Here is a 15,686-nt window from a genome sequence, read left to right on the forward strand (position 1 = left end):
TGCCATCGATGTAGTCCTTGACCGCTGTGATTTTGAACTGCGTAGAGTACTTGCCCATGAAAAAACACCCCAAGAAGTCAGATGGGTGTCCAACTTTTGGGGTGCAGATCAGACCGTAGGAGCGCGCTTGCCCGCGATTGGGCGCAAAGCGGCCATAAAAATTGATGAACTCCACAAATTTACGACTGCTGCGCGGCCGGTCGCGGGCAAGCGCGCTCCTACACGGTGGTGCGGTGAATATCGTCATCAATGCTCGCGATACGGCCTTTCCAGCTCTTCTGAAAACAGGTCGTCTTCAGCATCCGGGCTGACCGGAATCTTGTGTTCTTCCGACGCCCACGCGCCCAGATCAATCAATTTGCAGCGATCCGAACAGAACGGCCGGGTCGGCGTGGCGGCGCTCCATTCCACGGGTGCGCCGCAGGTAGGGCATTGGACGATAGTGGCTTGGCTCATGACGGGCCTCCAGACAAAGACAGATAAAAATGGTGCAGCCGCTCGACTTCCTGCTTCAGCCAGGCCGGGTCGCGATCATTGACCAACACATCGTCGGCATGTCGCAAACGCTCTTCACGCGGCGCCTGCACCTTGAGAATGGCCTCGACCTGCGCCTGACTTACACCGTCACGCTGCACGGTACGCGCCAGTTGCAGCTCGGGCGGGACATCGATCACCAGCACGCGCTGCGTCGTCTTGTATTGCCCCGACTCGATCAGCAGCGGCGACACCAGAATCGCGTAAGGCGACGTCGCTTTGGCCAGATGATCGGCGATTTCCTGACGGATCAGCGGATGCAGCAACGCTTCCAGCCAGCGACGCTGTTCAGGATCGGCAAAGATCAGGGCACGTAATGCCGCGCGGTCCAGCTCGCCATTGGCCTGCAACACGCCAGGCCCGAAATGCTCGGCGATCTGCGCCAGCGCCGGCCGCCCAGGCTCGACCACCCAGCGCGCGGCGTGATCGGCATCCACGGTATGCACGCCCAAGTCGATAAAGCACTGCGCAGCGGCACTTTTGCCGCTGCCAATGCCGCCGGTCAGGCCAAGAATCCAGGGTTTTTCAACAGGGTGAGTCATTTAAAACCGGCAAACTGCAGATAAGAGTCGGTTATTTGACCACCCCACAGCAAAGCGATCCACCCCGCAATCGCCAGATAAGGACCAAAGGGCATCGGCGCCCCGCCTTCAAGCCGGCGCACGCGCAGCAAAATCACGCCCAACACCGCACCGACCACTGACGACAGCAAGATGGTCAACGGCAACACCTGCCAACCGCCCCAGGCACCGAGCATCGCCAACAGCTTGAAGTCGCCATAGCCCATGCCCTCTTTGCCGGTCACCAGCTTGAACAGCCAGAACACCGACCACAACGAAAGATAACCCAGCACCGCACCCCACAACGCATCGGTAAGCGAGGTGAAAATGCCGAAACTGTTGACGATCAGGCCCAGCCATAACAGCGGCAAGACCAGCGAGTCGGGCAGAAGCTGATGATCGACATCGATCATGCTCATCGCCAGCAAGCCCCAGGTCAGGACCAGCATCGTTGCGGTCTGCCAGCCGAAGCCGAAATGCCAGGCGATGAAGGCTGACAGCAGGCCGCAGGTGAGCTCGATGAGTGGGTAGCGTTTGCTGATCGGGGTCTGGCAGCTGGAGCAGCGGCCTTTGAGGAATAGCCAACTGATGACCGGGAGGTTTTCCCAGGCGCGGATCTGGTGGTTGCAGTGGGGGCAGTGGGAGTGGGGGAGGATCAGGTTGTAGGGTTTGGGTTGGAGCTCTGGCGGGAGTTCCAGGATTTCGCGGGACTGGGTTTTCCAGTCTGTGAGCATCATTTTGGGGAGGCGGTGGATGACTACGTTGAGGAAGCTGCCGATTAGGAGGCCCAGGATCAGGGTGGTGGTGATCAGGGCTGTTGGTGAGGCGGCCAAAAAGTCGAGCAATGGCATGTCAGACGGCACCGCCGAGCTTGAAGATAGGCAGATACATGGCGATCACGAGGCCACCTACAATCACGCCCAATACAGCCATAATCATCGGCTCCATCAGGGTTGTCAGATTGCTGACCATATTGTCGACCTCGTCTTCATAAAAGGTGGCAACCTTGTCAAGCATGGAGTCCAGTGCGCCGGACTCCTCGCCGATAGCAGTCATTTGTATGGCCAGTGTTGGAAAAACGCCGGTAGAGCGCATGGAGAAATTGAGTTGCATGCCGGTGGCAACGTCCTGTTTGACCTTGTTGACCGCATTTTTGAACACGACGTTGCCGGTGGCACCCGCGACTGAATCCAAGGCTTCCACTAGCGGCACGCCTGCTGCAAAAGTAGTAGCTAGAGTGCGTGCATAGCGGGCGACTGAGGATTTGAAGATCAATGGGCCAATGAGAGGCAGTTTTAATAGAAAGCGGTCGACGCTGTCGCGAAACTTTTGTGATTGCTTGTAGGCTCGTTTAAAAAAAAACGTTCCCGCAACAAAGATGCCTATTATGACAAGCCACCATTCCTGAACAATCTCGGATAGGCCTATGACCATTAAGGTGAACGCCGGTAGGTCAGCGCCGAAGCTGGCGAATACGGACTGAAATTGCGGCACTACCTTGATCAACAGGATCAGCGAAACAATAGTCGCTACAATCAGTACAGCAATGGGATAGGTCATCGCCTTTTTGATCTTGGCCTTAAGTGCTTCGGTTTTCTCTTTGTAGGTGGCCACGCGGTCCAGCAGGCTTTCCAAAGCACCGGCTTGCTCACCGGCATCTACCAGGTTGCAAAACAAGTCATCGAAATAATCAGGTTTACCTCTCAGTGCTGTAGCGAAGCTGTTGCCCGAGGCAACTTGCTGTTTCAAGTCGTTGACCAAAACGCGCATGGCCGGTTTATCTGTACCTTCGCTGATGATATCGAAGGATTGCAGCAGCGGCACGCCAGCTTTCATCATGGTCGCCATCTGGCGCGAGAAAAAGGCGATATCCAGCGGTTTGATCTTCTTGCCCTTGCCGAAAATCGAAACCGCTTTTTTGCGTACCTTGGTCGGATTTATGCCTTGCTTTCGGAGCTGTGCTTTGATCAAAGCAAGATTATGGCCGCTCAACTCGCCGCTGACCTTGGCGCCCTTACGATCAATCCCTTCCCATGTGAACAGACTGACTTTAGCTACTTTGTTGGCCATGCTTAATCCTTGGTAACCCGGTTGACTTCTTCCAGGCTGGTAATGCCTTGCATGGCTTTTATCAGGCCCGACGCACGCAGGTCATTGAAGCCGTCTTTACGCATCTGTTCGGAAATATCCAGGGAATTTCCTTCTTCCATGATGATTCGTTCGAGTTGTGGCGTTTTCTTCACCACTTCGTAGATACCAACGCGGCCCTTGTAACCCCCATTGCAGTTATCACAGCCTGTTGGCGTATACAGTTTGAACGTGCCTAGGCGAGCCTCGGGAAAACCTTCCTTGAGTAGAGTTTCGTGCGGGATTTCAACTTCCTTCTTGCAGTGAGGGCATAATTTTCGCGCCAAACGCTGAGCAATGATCAGGTTAATGGCAGTGGCGATGTTAAACGCCGCTACCCCCATATGGTGCAGGCGGGTCAGGGTTTCTGCCGCGCTATTGGTGTGCAGTGTGGACAATACCAGGTGGCCGGTCTGTGAGGCCTTGATGGCAATCTCGGCAGTTTCCAGGTCACGGATCTCACCCACCATGATTACGTCGGGATCCTGACGCAGGAAGGCGCGAAGTGCTTGGGTGAAGTCCATGCCTTGGCGTGGGTTTACGTTGACCTGATTGATGCCTTCCAGGTTTATTTCCACCGGATCCTCAGCCGTTGAAATATTGATATTCACGGTATTGAGGATATTCAGACCGGTGTACAGCGATACGGTTTTACCGGAACCGGTAGGGCCTGTGACCAGAATCATGCCTTGGGGTTGTTTCAGCGCTTCCAGATATAAAACTTTCTGTTCCGGCTCATAACCCAACGCATCAATACCCATCTGGGCACTGGTAGGGTCAAGAATCCGCATCACAATCTTCTCGCCCCACAGTGTGGGCAAGGTGTTCATTCGAAAGTCGATGGCCTTGTTATTTGAAATCCTCAGTTTGACGCGGCCGTCTTGAGGTTTGCGTCGCTCCGAAATATCGAGGCTGGCCATGACCTTCAGGCGTGCTGCAATACGTCCAGCCAAGTGGATCGGTGGCCTGGCGGCTTCATGCAGAATGCCGTCAGTGCGAAAGCGGACCCGAAAGACTTTTTCATAGGGTTCAAAGTGCAAGTCCGAAGACCCCATGCGAATGGCATCCAGTAGCATCTTGTTGACGAACCGCACTACCGGCGCATCGTCGGCGTCATCCTTGGCGTTAAGGGAGGTTTCCTTGGATGTATCGACCGGCTCAATATCCAGGCCCAGGTCCACATCAGACATGTCTCCCATACCTGTACCGGTATCGAAGAACTTGTCGATGGCGCTGGCTAGCTTGTCGTCTTCGACCAGAATAGCTTCGGTGTTGAGCCCTGTACTGAACTGGATATCAGTGACAGCTTGGTGATTGGTAGGGTCTGAGACACCGATGAAAAGTTTGTTGCCACGCCGCCAAAGAGGCAGAGCGTGGTGCTGGCGTACCAGCTTTTCGCTGACCAGCCCCTTCGGCTGAATTTCCTTGTCGAGGCTGGCAAGGTCAAAAAAAGGTACACCGAATTGATCGGAAGCTACTTCAGCCAGCGTCAGGCTATGTACCAGGCGATTTTGGACCAGATAGGTGACGAGCGAGACCTTGTCGCGGCGTGCCTGTTGGTAGGCCTGTTGGGCCGCTTTTTCGGTTAACAACTCGGCTACGACCAATTGCTTGGCCAGACCGCTAAGGACGACATCAGACATAAAACCACCAGACACAGACATTAGGTCGGTTATAGCGCAGTCGGGCTGTGCTGCCAAATGAGGATGTAGTATGTGACAAAATTTGTCAGTTTATACTCAGCCTTGAAAGCTTTTTGAGAGTCGTCCACATCCCGTCTCGAGGTTTTTCACGGCGTGTGTCTTGGCATGCTCTGTGCTCTAGCTTTCGGTAAGGCCCTTAAAATTGACGCCTGGGAGAAGTAGTTATGAATGCACAGAAAGGTTTTACTCTGATCGAACTGATGATCGTCGTAGCCATCGTTGGTATCTTGGCCGCTGTTGCGATTCCTCAATACAAAGATTACACAACCAAAGCTCGCTTTTCAGAGGTTGTATCGGTAGGTAATACTTACCAGGCTGCCGTGGCTGCCTGCATTGCTGATAAAGGATCGAAAACGGGTTGTGATTTAGCCACCAACGGTATTCCTGATACTCAAGCCACAACCTATGTAAAGAGTGTTGGGGTTAAAGACGGGACAATTACGGTCACCCCTACGGCTGCCATTAATGAAAAATCCACTCTGGTACTCGTCCCGGATAACGCTGGTGGTGGTGCATTGACTTGGGCCAAAACTGGCAGCGGTTGCCTGACAGCTCAAGACAGCCAACCCATTCTGTGTAAGTAATCTGTTTGCGCTTTTAGGGTTAGCTGTCTTTCATTGAGAAACCTAATTCCTCAAGATTTTACAAGGAGCCCGTAATCTTACGGGCTCTTTGCATTTTCCGATGCGCATGCTTTGGCGTTAACGGAATATTGAATGTCGACCCCAGACATTACCCTTACACCCCAACCCCATACCCTGCGGTGACAATTCTCCATCACCCAGGCCCTTCTCCATGAGCAACCCCCCAATCACCGTCCTGCGCGACACCACCCCACTCCCCGTTGTCGATGCCTGCAAATGGGAGCGCATCGAAGGCGAGCCGCACACCGTTAACCTCAACGCCTACACCTCCGATGACGGCTCAAAGATCATGGGTACCTGGATCTGTACGCCGGGTAAATGGCGCGTCGAGTATGTGAAGTGGGAATACTGCGATTTCCAGGAAGGCTATTGCATCATCACCCCTGATGGTCAGGAGCCGATTCACTTGAAGGCCGGTGATAAGTTCATCGTCGAAGTGGGCATGAAAGGCACCTGGGAAGTGGTCGAGACCGTGCGTAAGTATTTCGTGTTTGCCTGACAGCTTTTAGCTTCTTCTCTTCGTTCCACCTCACCTTTGTGGTCGCGGCGTAAGCCCCGGCCATTTTTTTGTGGTGCGCAATCTCATGTCGCGATTGAGTTCGGTACGCGACGTCCTCGGGCAATTAACCGTAGGCACCCCAACGGTAAGGTGGCGATGCGTTTTTCATCGGCGTGCGCTGGCGTGGTGTGAGTGTGCAACAGCGTGTAAGGTGCGCCGCCTCCAGAGTGTGCAATTAGCACTTGCCGTCAGAAAAAGAGAAGAACAAGCACGATGATCAGCCCCGATTCCAGTGGTCAATTGGCGCAAGGCTTCAAACCGCGTCACGTCACGATGCTCTCGATTGCCGGCATTATCGGCGCCGGTCTGTTTGTCGGCTCCGGGCATGCCATCGCCGCGGCAGGGCCGGCCACGATTCTTTCCTACGCCTGTTCCGGCCTGTTGGTGGTGCTGGTGATGCGCATGCTTGGGGAGATGGCGGTCGCCAATCCGGACACCGGGTCGTTCTCCACGTATGCCGATCAAGCCATTGGGCCGTGGGCGGGGTTTACCATTGGTTGGTTGTACTGGTGGTTCTGGGTGTTGGTGATTCCCATCGAGGCGCTGGCGGCGGGGCATGTGCTTAATCAATGGTTTCCACAGGTCGATGCCTGGTTGTTTGCGTTGCTGTCGATCATTTTGCTGGCGGCCACCAACTTGTTCAGTGTCGCCAAGTACGGTGAGTTCGAGTTCTGGTTTGCGTTGTTCAAGGTCGCGGCGATTATCGGTTTTATCAGCCTGGGTTTTGCCGTGTTGCTGGGTTGGTTGCCGGGGCGTGAAGTCAGTGGCTTGAGCAAGTTGATGGAGAACCACGGCGGTTTTGCGCCGAATGGTTATTCGGCGGTGATCGGTGCGTTCATCACGGTGATGTTCAGTTTTATCGGCACTGAGGCGGTGACTATCGCGGCGGCGGAATCCAGTCACCCGGCGAAGAACATTGCCCGGGCGACGCGCTCGGTGATCTGGCGCATTGGTGTGTTTTATATCCTTTCGGTGTTCGTGATTATCTCGGTGGTGCCGTGGAACGACCCGCAACTGGCGGTGGTGGGTTCTTATCAGCGGGCGCTGGAGATCATGAACATTCCCTTCGCCAAGTTTCTGGTCGATGTCGTGGTACTGGTCGCGGTCGGCAGTTGCATGAACTCTTCGATCTATATCTCTTCACGCATGCTGTATTCGTTGGGCAAGCGCGGTGAGGCGCCGGCCGCTGTGCGGGTGACATCAAAGGTCGGTGTACCGCGTACGGCGGTGTTTGCCAGTACGATTCTGGGGGCGGTGATTACGGTGGTCAGTTATTTCGCGCCTGCCGGGTTGTTCGAGTTTCTGCTGGCCAGTTCCGGGGCTATTGCGTTGCTGGTGTATCTGGTGATTGCGGTCTCGCAGTTGCGCATGCGCCGGATGCTGACCCGGCAGAACGCTGAAATCGCGCTGCCGATGTGGCTGTTTCCATGGCTGACGTATGCGGTGATCATTTTTATCTCGGCGGCGTTGGTGGTGATGATGATTACGCCGGAGCATCGGGCGGAGATTACGTCGACGATTGGCTTGGCGCTGGTGATTTCGTTTATCGGGATTGTGATGGCGCGACGGCATGGGCGGCGCGATGCGCAGAGTGGAGCGGTTGAGGGGGCTTGAGCCGTAAATGCAGTTTCCGGCTTCAGCGACCAGGAAAGCACAGCCGGCGCTTTTCCTTGCAATCCTTCTGCGCTTTCGTCTGGTATTTATCGTTCTGTTTGTCGTCGTTTTTGGGGGGGAACGATGTGATCGAGGAGGTGCTTTCCTTCGTGCCGTACTCGCACAGCGCGTAGCCATCGGAGAAACCCAGGGAATACTCGGCCTGGTAGCGGGCCGGGATCTTCTCGTTGCTGCTGTCGTATTGGCCTCCCTTGCGCTTGGCTTCACAGCCCGAATGGTAGCCGGCGCTATAAGGGTTATAAGGCTCTACATCCCATGGCATCTTGATGCGCGGGGTAATGCAGCCCGACAGGCTGATGATTATCGGCAGCACCCACAGCGTCGTTATCCGTTTCATTACTCGCTATTCCTGAGCGTGGGAAATTTTGCTGCCTGAATAGCTGAGCCATGGGCGGATTGCAAATCTGCTTATGGCTCTGAAAATTAAGACTGCTAGCGTAGCCGGTCACGGTGGTCCGGCATTCCGGCAGAGCGCGTTCCTGCATGAGGCCGCTTTTGCTGGGCGACAGTGCTGTGTCACTGACACAGCACTGTGGGCGCTGGCGTTAACTCATTGGCGTTCCCTTGGCGATTTGCTCGCGGACTTCTGCTGTGGTCTTGCCCTGGATTTCTATATCGATACCGAGTGTCTGGATCAGGGCTATTTCGGTGTGCGTCAGGCCGAGGTTGCGCAGGCTTTCGGTCCAGCACTGTAAGCGGGCTTGAGCGGTTTGCCTTGCGTTGGGGCCTTTGGCGCGCAGGCAGGCGTCGCACATATCTTCAGGGTGTGGCTTGGTCCCCCAATTGCCCGGCCGTCGACATTCGAATAACCCGCACTCGCAACGGCACAGCCACAAGGCGCCTTTTCCTGAATGGCTTTGGCCGTACCAGGCGATGGCGGTCATGTTTCCGCGCCGTTTGCCGGTGTGATCGATGGCGTATTCCGGGCGAGGTGCAAGGTTTGGCAGTGAGTCGATGGCTTTTTTCAGGCAAGCCGATGCTGTTGGCGCTGATGCGCCGTTTTGAGTTTTCATGATTTTTCCGCCGGCCTTGTGGGCCTGAAATGCAGATTCCTGTCGCGGCTACTCATAGGGTGCCCGCGATCCCGTTTTGTCAGGGAATGCTTCGGCTACATTGAGGCGATGTAAGCCGGACACGGTTCCAGAACACGGGGGAGGTGCATATGGCGGATGCAGCGGGATATAGGGATGAGGATGTTCATGGTGGGTAGCTCCAATTGATTTCTGGAGCGCCAGCAATAGAACTGGGCGCTTGTGCGCCAACTTGAATAGCGGGCCGCGACGCCCGGTCGCTGGATTTACAGCGACGCGCAGACCTTAGCCCTCATCGTGATGATGTGTAACCTTCAGGTTCTGTTGTGTCTGTTGTGCAGTAATCGCCAGCAGAGCTGCCTCCCACAGGTCCGTGTCAGCTTACGTGGTCTGCAACAAACTGGCCCATGCGGATATCAGCAGCAACAGCGCCATCGCCCGGTTGAAGCGCTGCATCGCCCGCGCGGAGGTCAGCAGCCGCACCGCGCCGCGCCCGACCAAGGCCCACACCGTCAGGCACGGGATGGCGACCAGAAAGAAGATCCCCGCATACAGCCCGTATTCACTGGCGCTGGCCTGACTGCCGGCAAATACGCTGATCACCGCCAGCGCCATGATCCAGGTCTTGGGGTTGATCGCTTGCAGGCTGGCGCCGCTCCAGGCGCCGATGGGCTGGCTGGCGGTGTCCGGCGTCAGGGACGCGGCCGTGCTGCGCCACAGTTGCCAGGCCAGCCGGCTGATCCAGGCCACGCCCAGCCAGGCCATCGCGGTCTGTAGCCATGGCTGGCTTTGCAGCATTTCGCCCAGGCCCAGGCCGACCAGTAAAACGATCAGGGCCGCGCCTGCGCAGGCGCCGAGGGTGATGCGCAGTGCGGCGTTCAGGCCGTGCAGGGCGCTGTGGCTGAGCACCAGAATGTTGGTCGGGCCGGGTGTGATCGAGGCGACAAAGGCGAATACGACAAAGGGCAGGTACTGGGACATCGGCAGGCTCCATGAAGGCTGGCTGCGATTGTCGGTGCCGGTGGCTCAGCGGTCTGGAAGGTTTGTGCAATGGCTGCGATAGCGCGCCGGGCTCAGGCCGTAGGCGCGGCGGAACCAGCGGCCCAGATGGCTCTGGTCGGCAAAGCCGAGGGCGGCGGCGACATCGGCAGGCGTCAGGCCCTGGTGCAGCAGTTTGCGCGCCAGGCTCAGGCGCAGTTGCACCAGATAGGCGTGCGGCGCCAGGCCGTACGCGGCCTTGAAGGCCCGCGACAGGCGAAAGCGGTCGACGCCACAGGCGCTGGCCAGATCGTCGAGGCCAATGTCTTGCTCGACATGGGCGTGCAGGTATTCACGCGCCTTGATGGCCACTTGTGGAAGGCGAGGATGCTCAAGGCCAAGCGGTCGCCAGTGCAGCGTGGCGGACAGCGTTTCGAGCAAGGCATCAAGGGCGGCGTGACGCACGATGCGCAGGTCTTGGTGGTGCAGCGCGGCAAAGGCGTTGGCGATGTGCTGAACCAATGCGGGTTCGCAGGCCAGGGTCTGGCTGAAGCCAGGCAGGCTGCGCGCGGGAGCGTCTTCGAACAGCGCGCGCATCTGCGCGTCGAGCCAGTGCGGTTGCAGGTACAGCATCGAGTAGGTGAAGCCGCCGGGTGTCGGGGCGTGGCCGTCGTGGATTTCGCCGGGTTCAAGCATGAATGCCTGGCCGGGTGTGCTGCTGTGCAGCTGGCGGCGGCAGTTGAACTGTTGCACGCCCTGTTCGGTGATGCCGATCAGGTAGCTGTCGTGCCAGTGCGGGTCGTAGGCGTGGCCGGTGAAGTGGGCACGGATCGTCTCGATACCGGTTTCGGCATCCAGCTTGAGGGTGATCCAGTGGTCGGTGGCCATGTGCGGTTGCCTGTGGGTCGGGAGCGTATTGTCGCGTCAGCAGACAGCCCAGAATCTAGAAGATTTGTGCAATGGCCTGATCCATCATTCCACGCCCATGCGCCGTCGTGCCCGGTTCGCCGAACCATTGCGCACCGCCCAGCGCAGCACCGGCGCGACCCGGTTGACGCCGGCACGAATCAGGGTGCGTTTGGTCCGGCCCTGTTCAATAGCCAGCATCTGGCTGGCCCAGTCGGGCAGCAGGTCGATGCCGGCCTGCATCATCAGCGCACCGAACGGCTTGACCAGGCGATTGGGCGCCGGTTCTTCGAGCAGCAGGCGCACCACTTCATGGCTGCGCTCGGTGCACACCAGCTCGCTGCGGATCGCCTGCAAGTAGTCGTCGATGGCTTGCGCGCTGTGCGGCACGTTGCTGGCGCCCAGTTGTTCGGCGACATGCGCGGTCTCGGTGAAATAGGCGTCTTGCTCGGCGCGCGACAGGTGCGGGTTGACGTAGCGCAGATGCGCAGCCATGAAGCTGCTGACTTCGGCAACATGCACCCAGGTCAGCAACGCCGGATCGCTTGCCGCATAAGGCCGCCCGTCGGGGGCAGTGCCGGTGACTTGCAGGTGAATGGTGCGCACCTTGTCGATCAGCCATTGGGCGTCGTGGGTCGAGCCGAACGTGGTGCCGGAAATGAACTGCCCGGTGCGCCGCAGGCGGCCGAGCATGTCATGGCGAAAGCTGGAATGGTCCCAGACCCCGGCGAGCGCCAGCGGGTGCAGGGTTTGCAGCATCAGGGCGCCGATGCCGCCGATCAGCATGCTGGTGAAGTCGCTGTTGACCCTCCAGCACACCGATTGCGGGCCGAAAAGTCCGGGATCGCCCTTGGGGTTTTCCAGGTCCAGTTGGCCCAGGGCCAGGCCGGTGAGGCTCAGGACCTGGGTTTCGATACGGCGACGAATGAATTCCATTGGCTTTTATCAGGGACTGCACGGCTCTGAAGCATACCTGCGTAGGAGCGCGCTTGCCCGCGACCGAGTGCGTTAGCAGTCGTAAATTTGCAGCGGTTCATCAATTTTTATGACCGCTTCGCGCCCAGTCGCGGGCAAGCGCGCTCCTACGGGGGCGGTGTCAGCGATTCAGGCGTTTGTCGATCAGGTCGTCCACCACCGCAGGGTCGGCCAGGGTTGAGGTGTCGCCCAGGCTGTCCAGTTCGTTGCAGGCGATCTTGCGCAGGATGCGGCGCATGATTTTGCCTGAGCGCGTCTTGGGCAACGCGGGCGCCCACTGGATCAGTTCCGGTTTGGCGAAGCTGCCGATTTCTGTACTGACGTGCGCGAGCAGTTCTTTCTTCAATTCATCGCTGGGTTCGACCCCATTGATCGGCGTGACAAAGGCGTAGATGCCCATGCCTTTGACGTCATGTGGATAACCGACCACAGCGGCTTCGGCGATGTTGTCGTGCAGCACCAGCGCACTTTCGACTTCGGCGGTGCCGATGCGGTGGCCGGACACGTTGATCACATCGTCGACTCTGCCGGTGATCCAGTAATCGCCGTCTTCGTCGCGGCGTGCGCCGTCGCCGGTGAAGTAGTAGCCGGCGTAGGGTTTGAAGTAAGTGTCGATCATCCGTTGCGGGTCGCCGTACACGCTGCGGATCTGCCCCGGCCAACTGGCCTTGATGGCCAGCAGGCCGCTGCCGGGGCCTTCGATTTCCTTGCCGTGTTCATCGAGCAGCACCGGTTGCACGCCAAATAGCGGGCGGGTGGCGCAGCCGGGTTTGATGCGGCTGTCGCCCACCAGCGGGCTGAGCATGATGCCGCCGGTCTCGGTCTGCCACCAGGTGTCGACAATCGGGCAACGCTGTTGGCCGACCTGATGGAAATACCACTCCCAGGCTTCCGGGTTGATCGGCTCGCCGACGCTGCCGAGCACGCGCAGGCTGGCGCGTGAGGTGTTCTGCAGCGGGCCTGGGCCTTCACGCATCAAGGCGCGCAGGGCGGTGGGCGCGGTGTAGAAGATGTTCACCTGGTGCTTGTCGATCACCTGCCAGAACCGCGAGCTGTCGGGGTAATTGGGCACGCCTTCGAACACCAGCGTGGTCGCGCCGTTGGCCAGCGGCCCGTAGACGATATAGCTGTGGCCGGTGACCCAGCCGACGTCGGCGGTGCACCAGTAGATTTCGCCGTCCTGATAATCGAAGACGTGGTGATGGGTCAGCGCCGCGTGCAGCAGATAACCGCCGGTGGTGTGCATCACACCCTTGGGTTTGCCGGTGCTGCCGGAGGTGTAGAGGATGAACAACGGGTCTTCGGCGTCCATCGGCTCGGGTGGGCAATCATCGCTGACGCCGTGCACGGCTTCGTGATACCAGAGGTCGCGGTCCTTGACCCAGTCGATCTCGCCCTGGGTACGCTCGACCACCAGCACGGTGCTGACGTTCGGGCAGCTTTTCAGGGCCTTGTCGACGTTGCTCTTCAGCGGAATGTACTTGCCGCCGCGCACGCCTTCATCGGCGGTGATCACGGTGTGGCAATCGGCATCCAGAATCCGGTCGCGCAGCGCTTCGGGCGAGAAACCGCCGAACACCACCGAATGCACGGCGCCGATGCGCGCGCAGGCGAGCATGGCGTAGGCGGCTTCGGGGATCATCGGCATGTAGATGCACACCCGGTCGCCTTTTTTCACCCCGCGCTGCTTGAGCGCATTGGCCAGGCGAGCAACGTTGTGATGCAGTTTTTTGTAGGTGATTTCAGCCGATTCGGTGGGATTGTCGCCTTCCCAGATAATCGCGATCTGATCGCCGCGCCTGGCCAGGTGGCGGTCGATGCAGTTGTAGCTGACGTTGAGCTTGCCGCCCTTGAACCACTGGGCTTCGCCGGTGCGCAGGTCGCTTTGGCAGACCTGGGTCCAGGGTGCATCCCAATCAAGAAAGGCAGTGGCCTGTTCGGCCCAGAAGTGTTCGGGTTGTTCTACCGATTGACGGTATAGACGTTGGTAATCGTCAGGACTCAGGCGAGCTGCACGGCGCACGGCATCGGCTTTGGGGAATTCGCTGATATCGAACATGACGTTTTCCTTGTTCTTGAGGTGCGTACAAGAATAGGAGTCATGCGACGTAAAGAGGGTTCAACCGTTTGTGGCAGGCAGCCCTGCTGGCGATTGCTGCGGTAAAGACGCAGCCTGTGTGCCGGTTTTAATGGCGTTATCGCGAGCAGAGCTCCCTCCCACAAGGTGATTTACATCAGCCGCGATGACGGCCGCGGAAGTAGTTGATCAGGCCTTGAGTCGAGGCGTCTTCGGCCTCTTCTTCAACGCCGCCGGTCAAGCGCTGGTACACGCCTTTGCCCAGTTCCTTGCCCAGCTCGACGCCCCATTGGTCGAAGGCATTGATGCCCCATATCACGCTTTGCACGAAGACTTTGTGTTCGTACATCGCTACCAGTGCGCCCAGACGACGCGGGCTGATGCGTTCGACCACCAGGGTGTTGCTCGGGCGGTTGCCGGGGATGACTTTGTGCGGTGCCAGTTTCTGCACCTGGTCTTCGTCCAGGCCATTGGCGCGCAATTCGGCCTCGGCTTCCGGGCGGGTCTTGCCCAGCATCAGGGCCTGGCTTTGCGACAGGCAGTTGGCGTACAGCCACTGATGGTGGTCGGAGACCGGGTTGAAGCTGACGATCGGCACGATGAAGTCGGCCGGAATCAACTGCGTGCCCTGGTGCAGCAACTGGTGGTAGGCGTGCTGGCCGTTGCAGCCTACGCCGCCCCAGATGACCGGGCCGGTGTCGGTGGCCACCGGGCTGCCGTCCTGGCGCACGCTCTTGCCGTTGGATTCCATGTCCAGTTGTTGCAGGTGTTTGGTGATGTTGCGCAGGTAGTGGTCGTACGGCAGGATCGCGTGGCTTTGCGCGCCCCAGAAGTTGCCGTACCACACACCCAGCAGGCCCAACAGCACCGGCATGTTCTGCTCGAACGGCGCGTTGAGGAAATGCTGGTCCATGGTGTAGGCACCCGACAGCAGTTCCTTGAAGTTGGACATGCCGATGGCCAGGGCGATTGGCAGGCCGATGGCCGACCACAGCGAGTAACGCCCGCCGACCCAGTCCCACATCGGGAAGATGTTTTCTTCACGGATACCGAAGGCCACGGCGGCGGCGTTGTTGCTCGACACCGCAATGAAGTGGCGATGCAGTTCGGCTTCCGAGCCGCCTTGCGCCAGGTACCAGGCGCGTGCGGCCTGTGCGTTCTTCAGGGTTTCGAGGGTGTTGAACGATTTCGACGAAACGATGAACAACGTGGTTTCGGCACGAATGGTCTGCGACAGCTCGTGGAATTCGCTGCCATCGATATTGGCCAGGTAATGGCAGCGCACACCTTTGTGGGTGTAGGCCAGCAGTGCTTCGGACACCAGCTCAGGGCCGAGGAACGAACCACCGATGCCGATGTTGACCACGTCGGTGATCGGCTTTTCGGTGTAGCCGCGCCACAGGCCATCATGGATGCGGCCGACCAGCTCGGTCATCTGGCTCAGCACCTTGTGCACGTCGGGCATGATGTTGGTGCCGTTGACCAGCAGCTTGTCGCCCACCGGGCGGCGCAGGGCGGTGTGCAGCGCCGGGCGACCTTCGGAGGAGTTGACCAGCTCGCCTTCGAACTGCGCCTTGATGGCCTCTTTAAGGCCGGCGTCGTTGGCCAGCGCAACCAGCAGGTCGCGGGTTTCGTGGGTGATGAGGTTTTTGGAATAGTCGAGAAACAGGCCGCAACTGCTGAGGGTGAACTGACTGAAGCGTTGCGGATCGGCTGCAAACGCCTCGCGCATGCTGAAATCCTGCATGGCCTGGCGGTGTTGGCTCAACGCCTGCCAAGCGGGCAGAGCGGTCACATCGGAAGGATTGCGGTAGTACGCCATCGCTGGGGGATTCCTTTAGCTTGAACGGCCGGTGGACATTTTAAAGCCGCGTACTGCGCGGCGGGTTCTGGGCTCGACATTCCTGTGTACATCGAT

16 protein-coding genes are annotated in these 15,686 nt (G+C 58.5%); 3 read left to right on the plus strand and 13 right to left on the minus strand.

Annotated elements, in window-relative coordinates:
- The 6 genes from ACYAS9_RS20985 to pilB form a co-directional block, all read right to left on the minus strand.
- A partial coding sequence (locus ACYAS9_RS20985; RefSeq protein ID WP_463570232.1) for a hypothetical protein occupies nucleotides 1–247 on the minus strand: 247 nt, incomplete at its 3' end.
- Nucleotides 247–456, minus strand: coding sequence for a DNA gyrase inhibitor YacG (yacG, locus tag ACYAS9_RS20990; protein WP_459743780.1), 210 nt, complete (start codon nucleotides 454–456; stop codon nucleotides 247–249). The genes yacG and ACYAS9_RS20985, both read right to left, overlap by 1 nt.
- Nucleotides 453–1,076 (minus strand): dephospho-CoA kinase, encoded by a 624-nt coding sequence (gene coaE / locus ACYAS9_RS20995; protein ID WP_463570233.1) that lies wholly within the window; start codon nucleotides 1,074–1,076, stop codon nucleotides 453–455. Before coaE ends, yacG begins: the two co-directional genes overlap by 4 nt.
- Nucleotides 1,073–1,945, minus strand: coding sequence for a prepilin peptidase (locus ACYAS9_RS21000; RefSeq protein WP_463570234.1), 873 nt, complete (start codon nucleotides 1,943–1,945; stop codon nucleotides 1,073–1,075). The genes coaE and ACYAS9_RS21000 overlap by 4 nt, the downstream gene beginning before the upstream one ends.
- A gap of 1 nt (nucleotide 1,946) precedes the next feature.
- Complete coding sequence (locus ACYAS9_RS21005; protein WP_463570235.1) at nucleotides 1,947–3,164, minus strand: type II secretion system F family protein; 1,218 nt, start codon at nucleotides 3,162–3,164, stop codon at nucleotides 1,947–1,949.
- Nucleotides 3,165–3,166: 2 nt separating this feature from the next.
- On the minus strand, nucleotides 3,167–4,864 hold the full coding sequence (gene pilB / locus ACYAS9_RS21010) for a type IV-A pilus assembly ATPase PilB (RefSeq protein WP_463570236.1): 1,698 nt from the start codon (nucleotides 4,862–4,864) through the stop codon (nucleotides 3,167–3,169).
- 224 nt (nucleotides 4,865–5,088) lie between these two features.
- On the opposite strand from pilB, the gene ACYAS9_RS21015 reads away from it, so the two are divergent.
- The 3 genes from ACYAS9_RS21015 to gabP all read left to right on the plus strand — a co-directional run bounded on the left by ACYAS9_RS21015 (nucleotide 5,089) and on the right by gabP (nucleotide 7,741).
- Nucleotides 5,089–5,508, plus strand: a complete 420-nt coding sequence (locus tag ACYAS9_RS21015; RefSeq protein WP_463570237.1) for a pilin — start codon at nucleotides 5,089–5,091, stop codon at nucleotides 5,506–5,508.
- 211 nt (nucleotides 5,509–5,719) lie between these two features.
- Entirely contained in the window at nucleotides 5,720–6,067 is a 348-nt protein-coding gene (locus ACYAS9_RS21020) for a cupin domain-containing protein (RefSeq protein ID WP_463570238.1), read from the plus strand.
- A gap of 273 nt (nucleotides 6,068–6,340) precedes the next feature.
- Nucleotides 6,341–7,741: a GABA permease gene (gene gabP / locus ACYAS9_RS21025; protein ID WP_463570239.1), complete on the plus strand. Its 1,401-nt coding sequence runs from the start codon at nucleotides 6,341–6,343 to the stop codon at nucleotides 7,739–7,741.
- A gap of 22 nt (nucleotides 7,742–7,763) precedes the next feature.
- Here gabP and ACYAS9_RS21030 read toward each other — a convergent pair whose 3' ends face one another.
- The 7 genes from ACYAS9_RS21030 to pgi form a co-directional block, all read right to left on the minus strand.
- The gene (locus tag ACYAS9_RS21030; protein WP_463570240.1) at nucleotides 7,764–8,138 is read right to left on the minus strand and encodes a hypothetical protein; all 375 of its coding nucleotides are present in this window, start codon (nucleotides 8,136–8,138) and stop codon (nucleotides 7,764–7,766) included.
- 208 nt (nucleotides 8,139–8,346) lie between these two features.
- Entirely contained in the window at nucleotides 8,347–8,814 is a 468-nt protein-coding gene (locus ACYAS9_RS21035; RefSeq protein WP_463570241.1) for a hypothetical protein, read from the minus strand.
- A 399-nt stretch (nucleotides 8,815–9,213) separates the two neighbouring features.
- A complete protein-coding gene (locus tag ACYAS9_RS21040; RefSeq protein WP_463570242.1) occupies nucleotides 9,214–9,813 on the minus strand; it encodes a LysE family translocator in 600 nt (199 codons plus the stop codon).
- A 45-nt stretch (nucleotides 9,814–9,858) separates the two neighbouring features.
- Nucleotides 9,859–10,698: an AraC family transcriptional regulator gene (locus tag ACYAS9_RS21045; protein ID WP_463570243.1), complete on the minus strand. Its 840-nt coding sequence runs from the start codon at nucleotides 10,696–10,698 to the stop codon at nucleotides 9,859–9,861.
- A gap of 84 nt (nucleotides 10,699–10,782) precedes the next feature.
- Complete coding sequence (locus ACYAS9_RS21050; RefSeq protein WP_463570244.1) at nucleotides 10,783–11,652, minus strand: oxygenase MpaB family protein; 870 nt, start codon at nucleotides 11,650–11,652, stop codon at nucleotides 10,783–10,785.
- A gap of 160 nt (nucleotides 11,653–11,812) precedes the next feature.
- Nucleotides 11,813–13,750: an acetate--CoA ligase gene (acs, locus tag ACYAS9_RS21055; protein ID WP_463570245.1), complete on the minus strand. Its 1,938-nt coding sequence runs from the start codon at nucleotides 13,748–13,750 to the stop codon at nucleotides 11,813–11,815.
- Nucleotides 13,751–13,925: 175 nt separating this feature from the next.
- Nucleotides 13,926–15,590: a glucose-6-phosphate isomerase gene (gene pgi, locus ACYAS9_RS21060; RefSeq protein ID WP_463570246.1), complete on the minus strand. Its 1,665-nt coding sequence runs from the start codon at nucleotides 15,588–15,590 to the stop codon at nucleotides 13,926–13,928.
- Nucleotides 15,591–15,686: the final 96 nt, after the last annotated feature.

Source organism: Pseudomonas sp. HP_08, assembly GCF_055284095.1.

Coding starts and splice junctions, on each gene's coding strand:
- yacG (WP_459743780.1), bottom strand. CDS start 456: ATGAGCCAAGCCACTATCGTCCAATGCCCTACCTGCGGCGCACCCGTG.
- coaE (WP_463570233.1), bottom strand. CDS start 1,076: ATGACTCACCCTGTTGAAAAACCCTGGATTCTTGGCCTGACCGGCGGC.
- ACYAS9_RS21000 (WP_463570234.1), bottom strand. CDS start 1,945: ATGCCATTGCTCGACTTTTTGGCCGCCTCACCAACAGCCCTGATCACC.
- ACYAS9_RS21005 (WP_463570235.1), bottom strand. CDS start 3,164: ATGGCCAACAAAGTAGCTAAAGTCAGTCTGTTCACATGGGAAGGGATT.
- pilB (WP_463570236.1), bottom strand. CDS start 4,864: ATGTCTGATGTCGTCCTTAGCGGTCTGGCCAAGCAATTGGTCGTAGCC.
- ACYAS9_RS21015 (WP_463570237.1), top strand. CDS start 5,089: ATGAATGCACAGAAAGGTTTTACTCTGATCGAACTGATGATCGTCGTA.
- ACYAS9_RS21020 (WP_463570238.1), top strand. CDS start 5,720: ATGAGCAACCCCCCAATCACCGTCCTGCGCGACACCACCCCACTCCCC.
- gabP (WP_463570239.1), top strand. CDS start 6,341: ATGATCAGCCCCGATTCCAGTGGTCAATTGGCGCAAGGCTTCAAACCG.
- ACYAS9_RS21030 (WP_463570240.1), bottom strand. CDS start 8,138: ATGAAACGGATAACGACGCTGTGGGTGCTGCCGATAATCATCAGCCTG.
- ACYAS9_RS21035 (WP_463570241.1), bottom strand. CDS start 8,814: ATGAAAACTCAAAACGGCGCATCAGCGCCAACAGCATCGGCTTGCCTG.
- ACYAS9_RS21040 (WP_463570242.1), bottom strand. CDS start 9,813: ATGTCCCAGTACCTGCCCTTTGTCGTATTCGCCTTTGTCGCCTCGATC.
- ACYAS9_RS21045 (WP_463570243.1), bottom strand. CDS start 10,698: ATGGCCACCGACCACTGGATCACCCTCAAGCTGGATGCCGAAACCGGT.
- ACYAS9_RS21050 (WP_463570244.1), bottom strand. CDS start 11,652: ATGGAATTCATTCGTCGCCGTATCGAAACCCAGGTCCTGAGCCTCACC.
- acs (WP_463570245.1), bottom strand. CDS start 13,750: ATGTTCGATATCAGCGAATTCCCCAAAGCCGATGCCGTGCGCCGTGCA.
- pgi (WP_463570246.1), bottom strand. CDS start 15,590: ATGGCGTACTACCGCAATCCTTCCGATGTGACCGCTCTGCCCGCTTGG.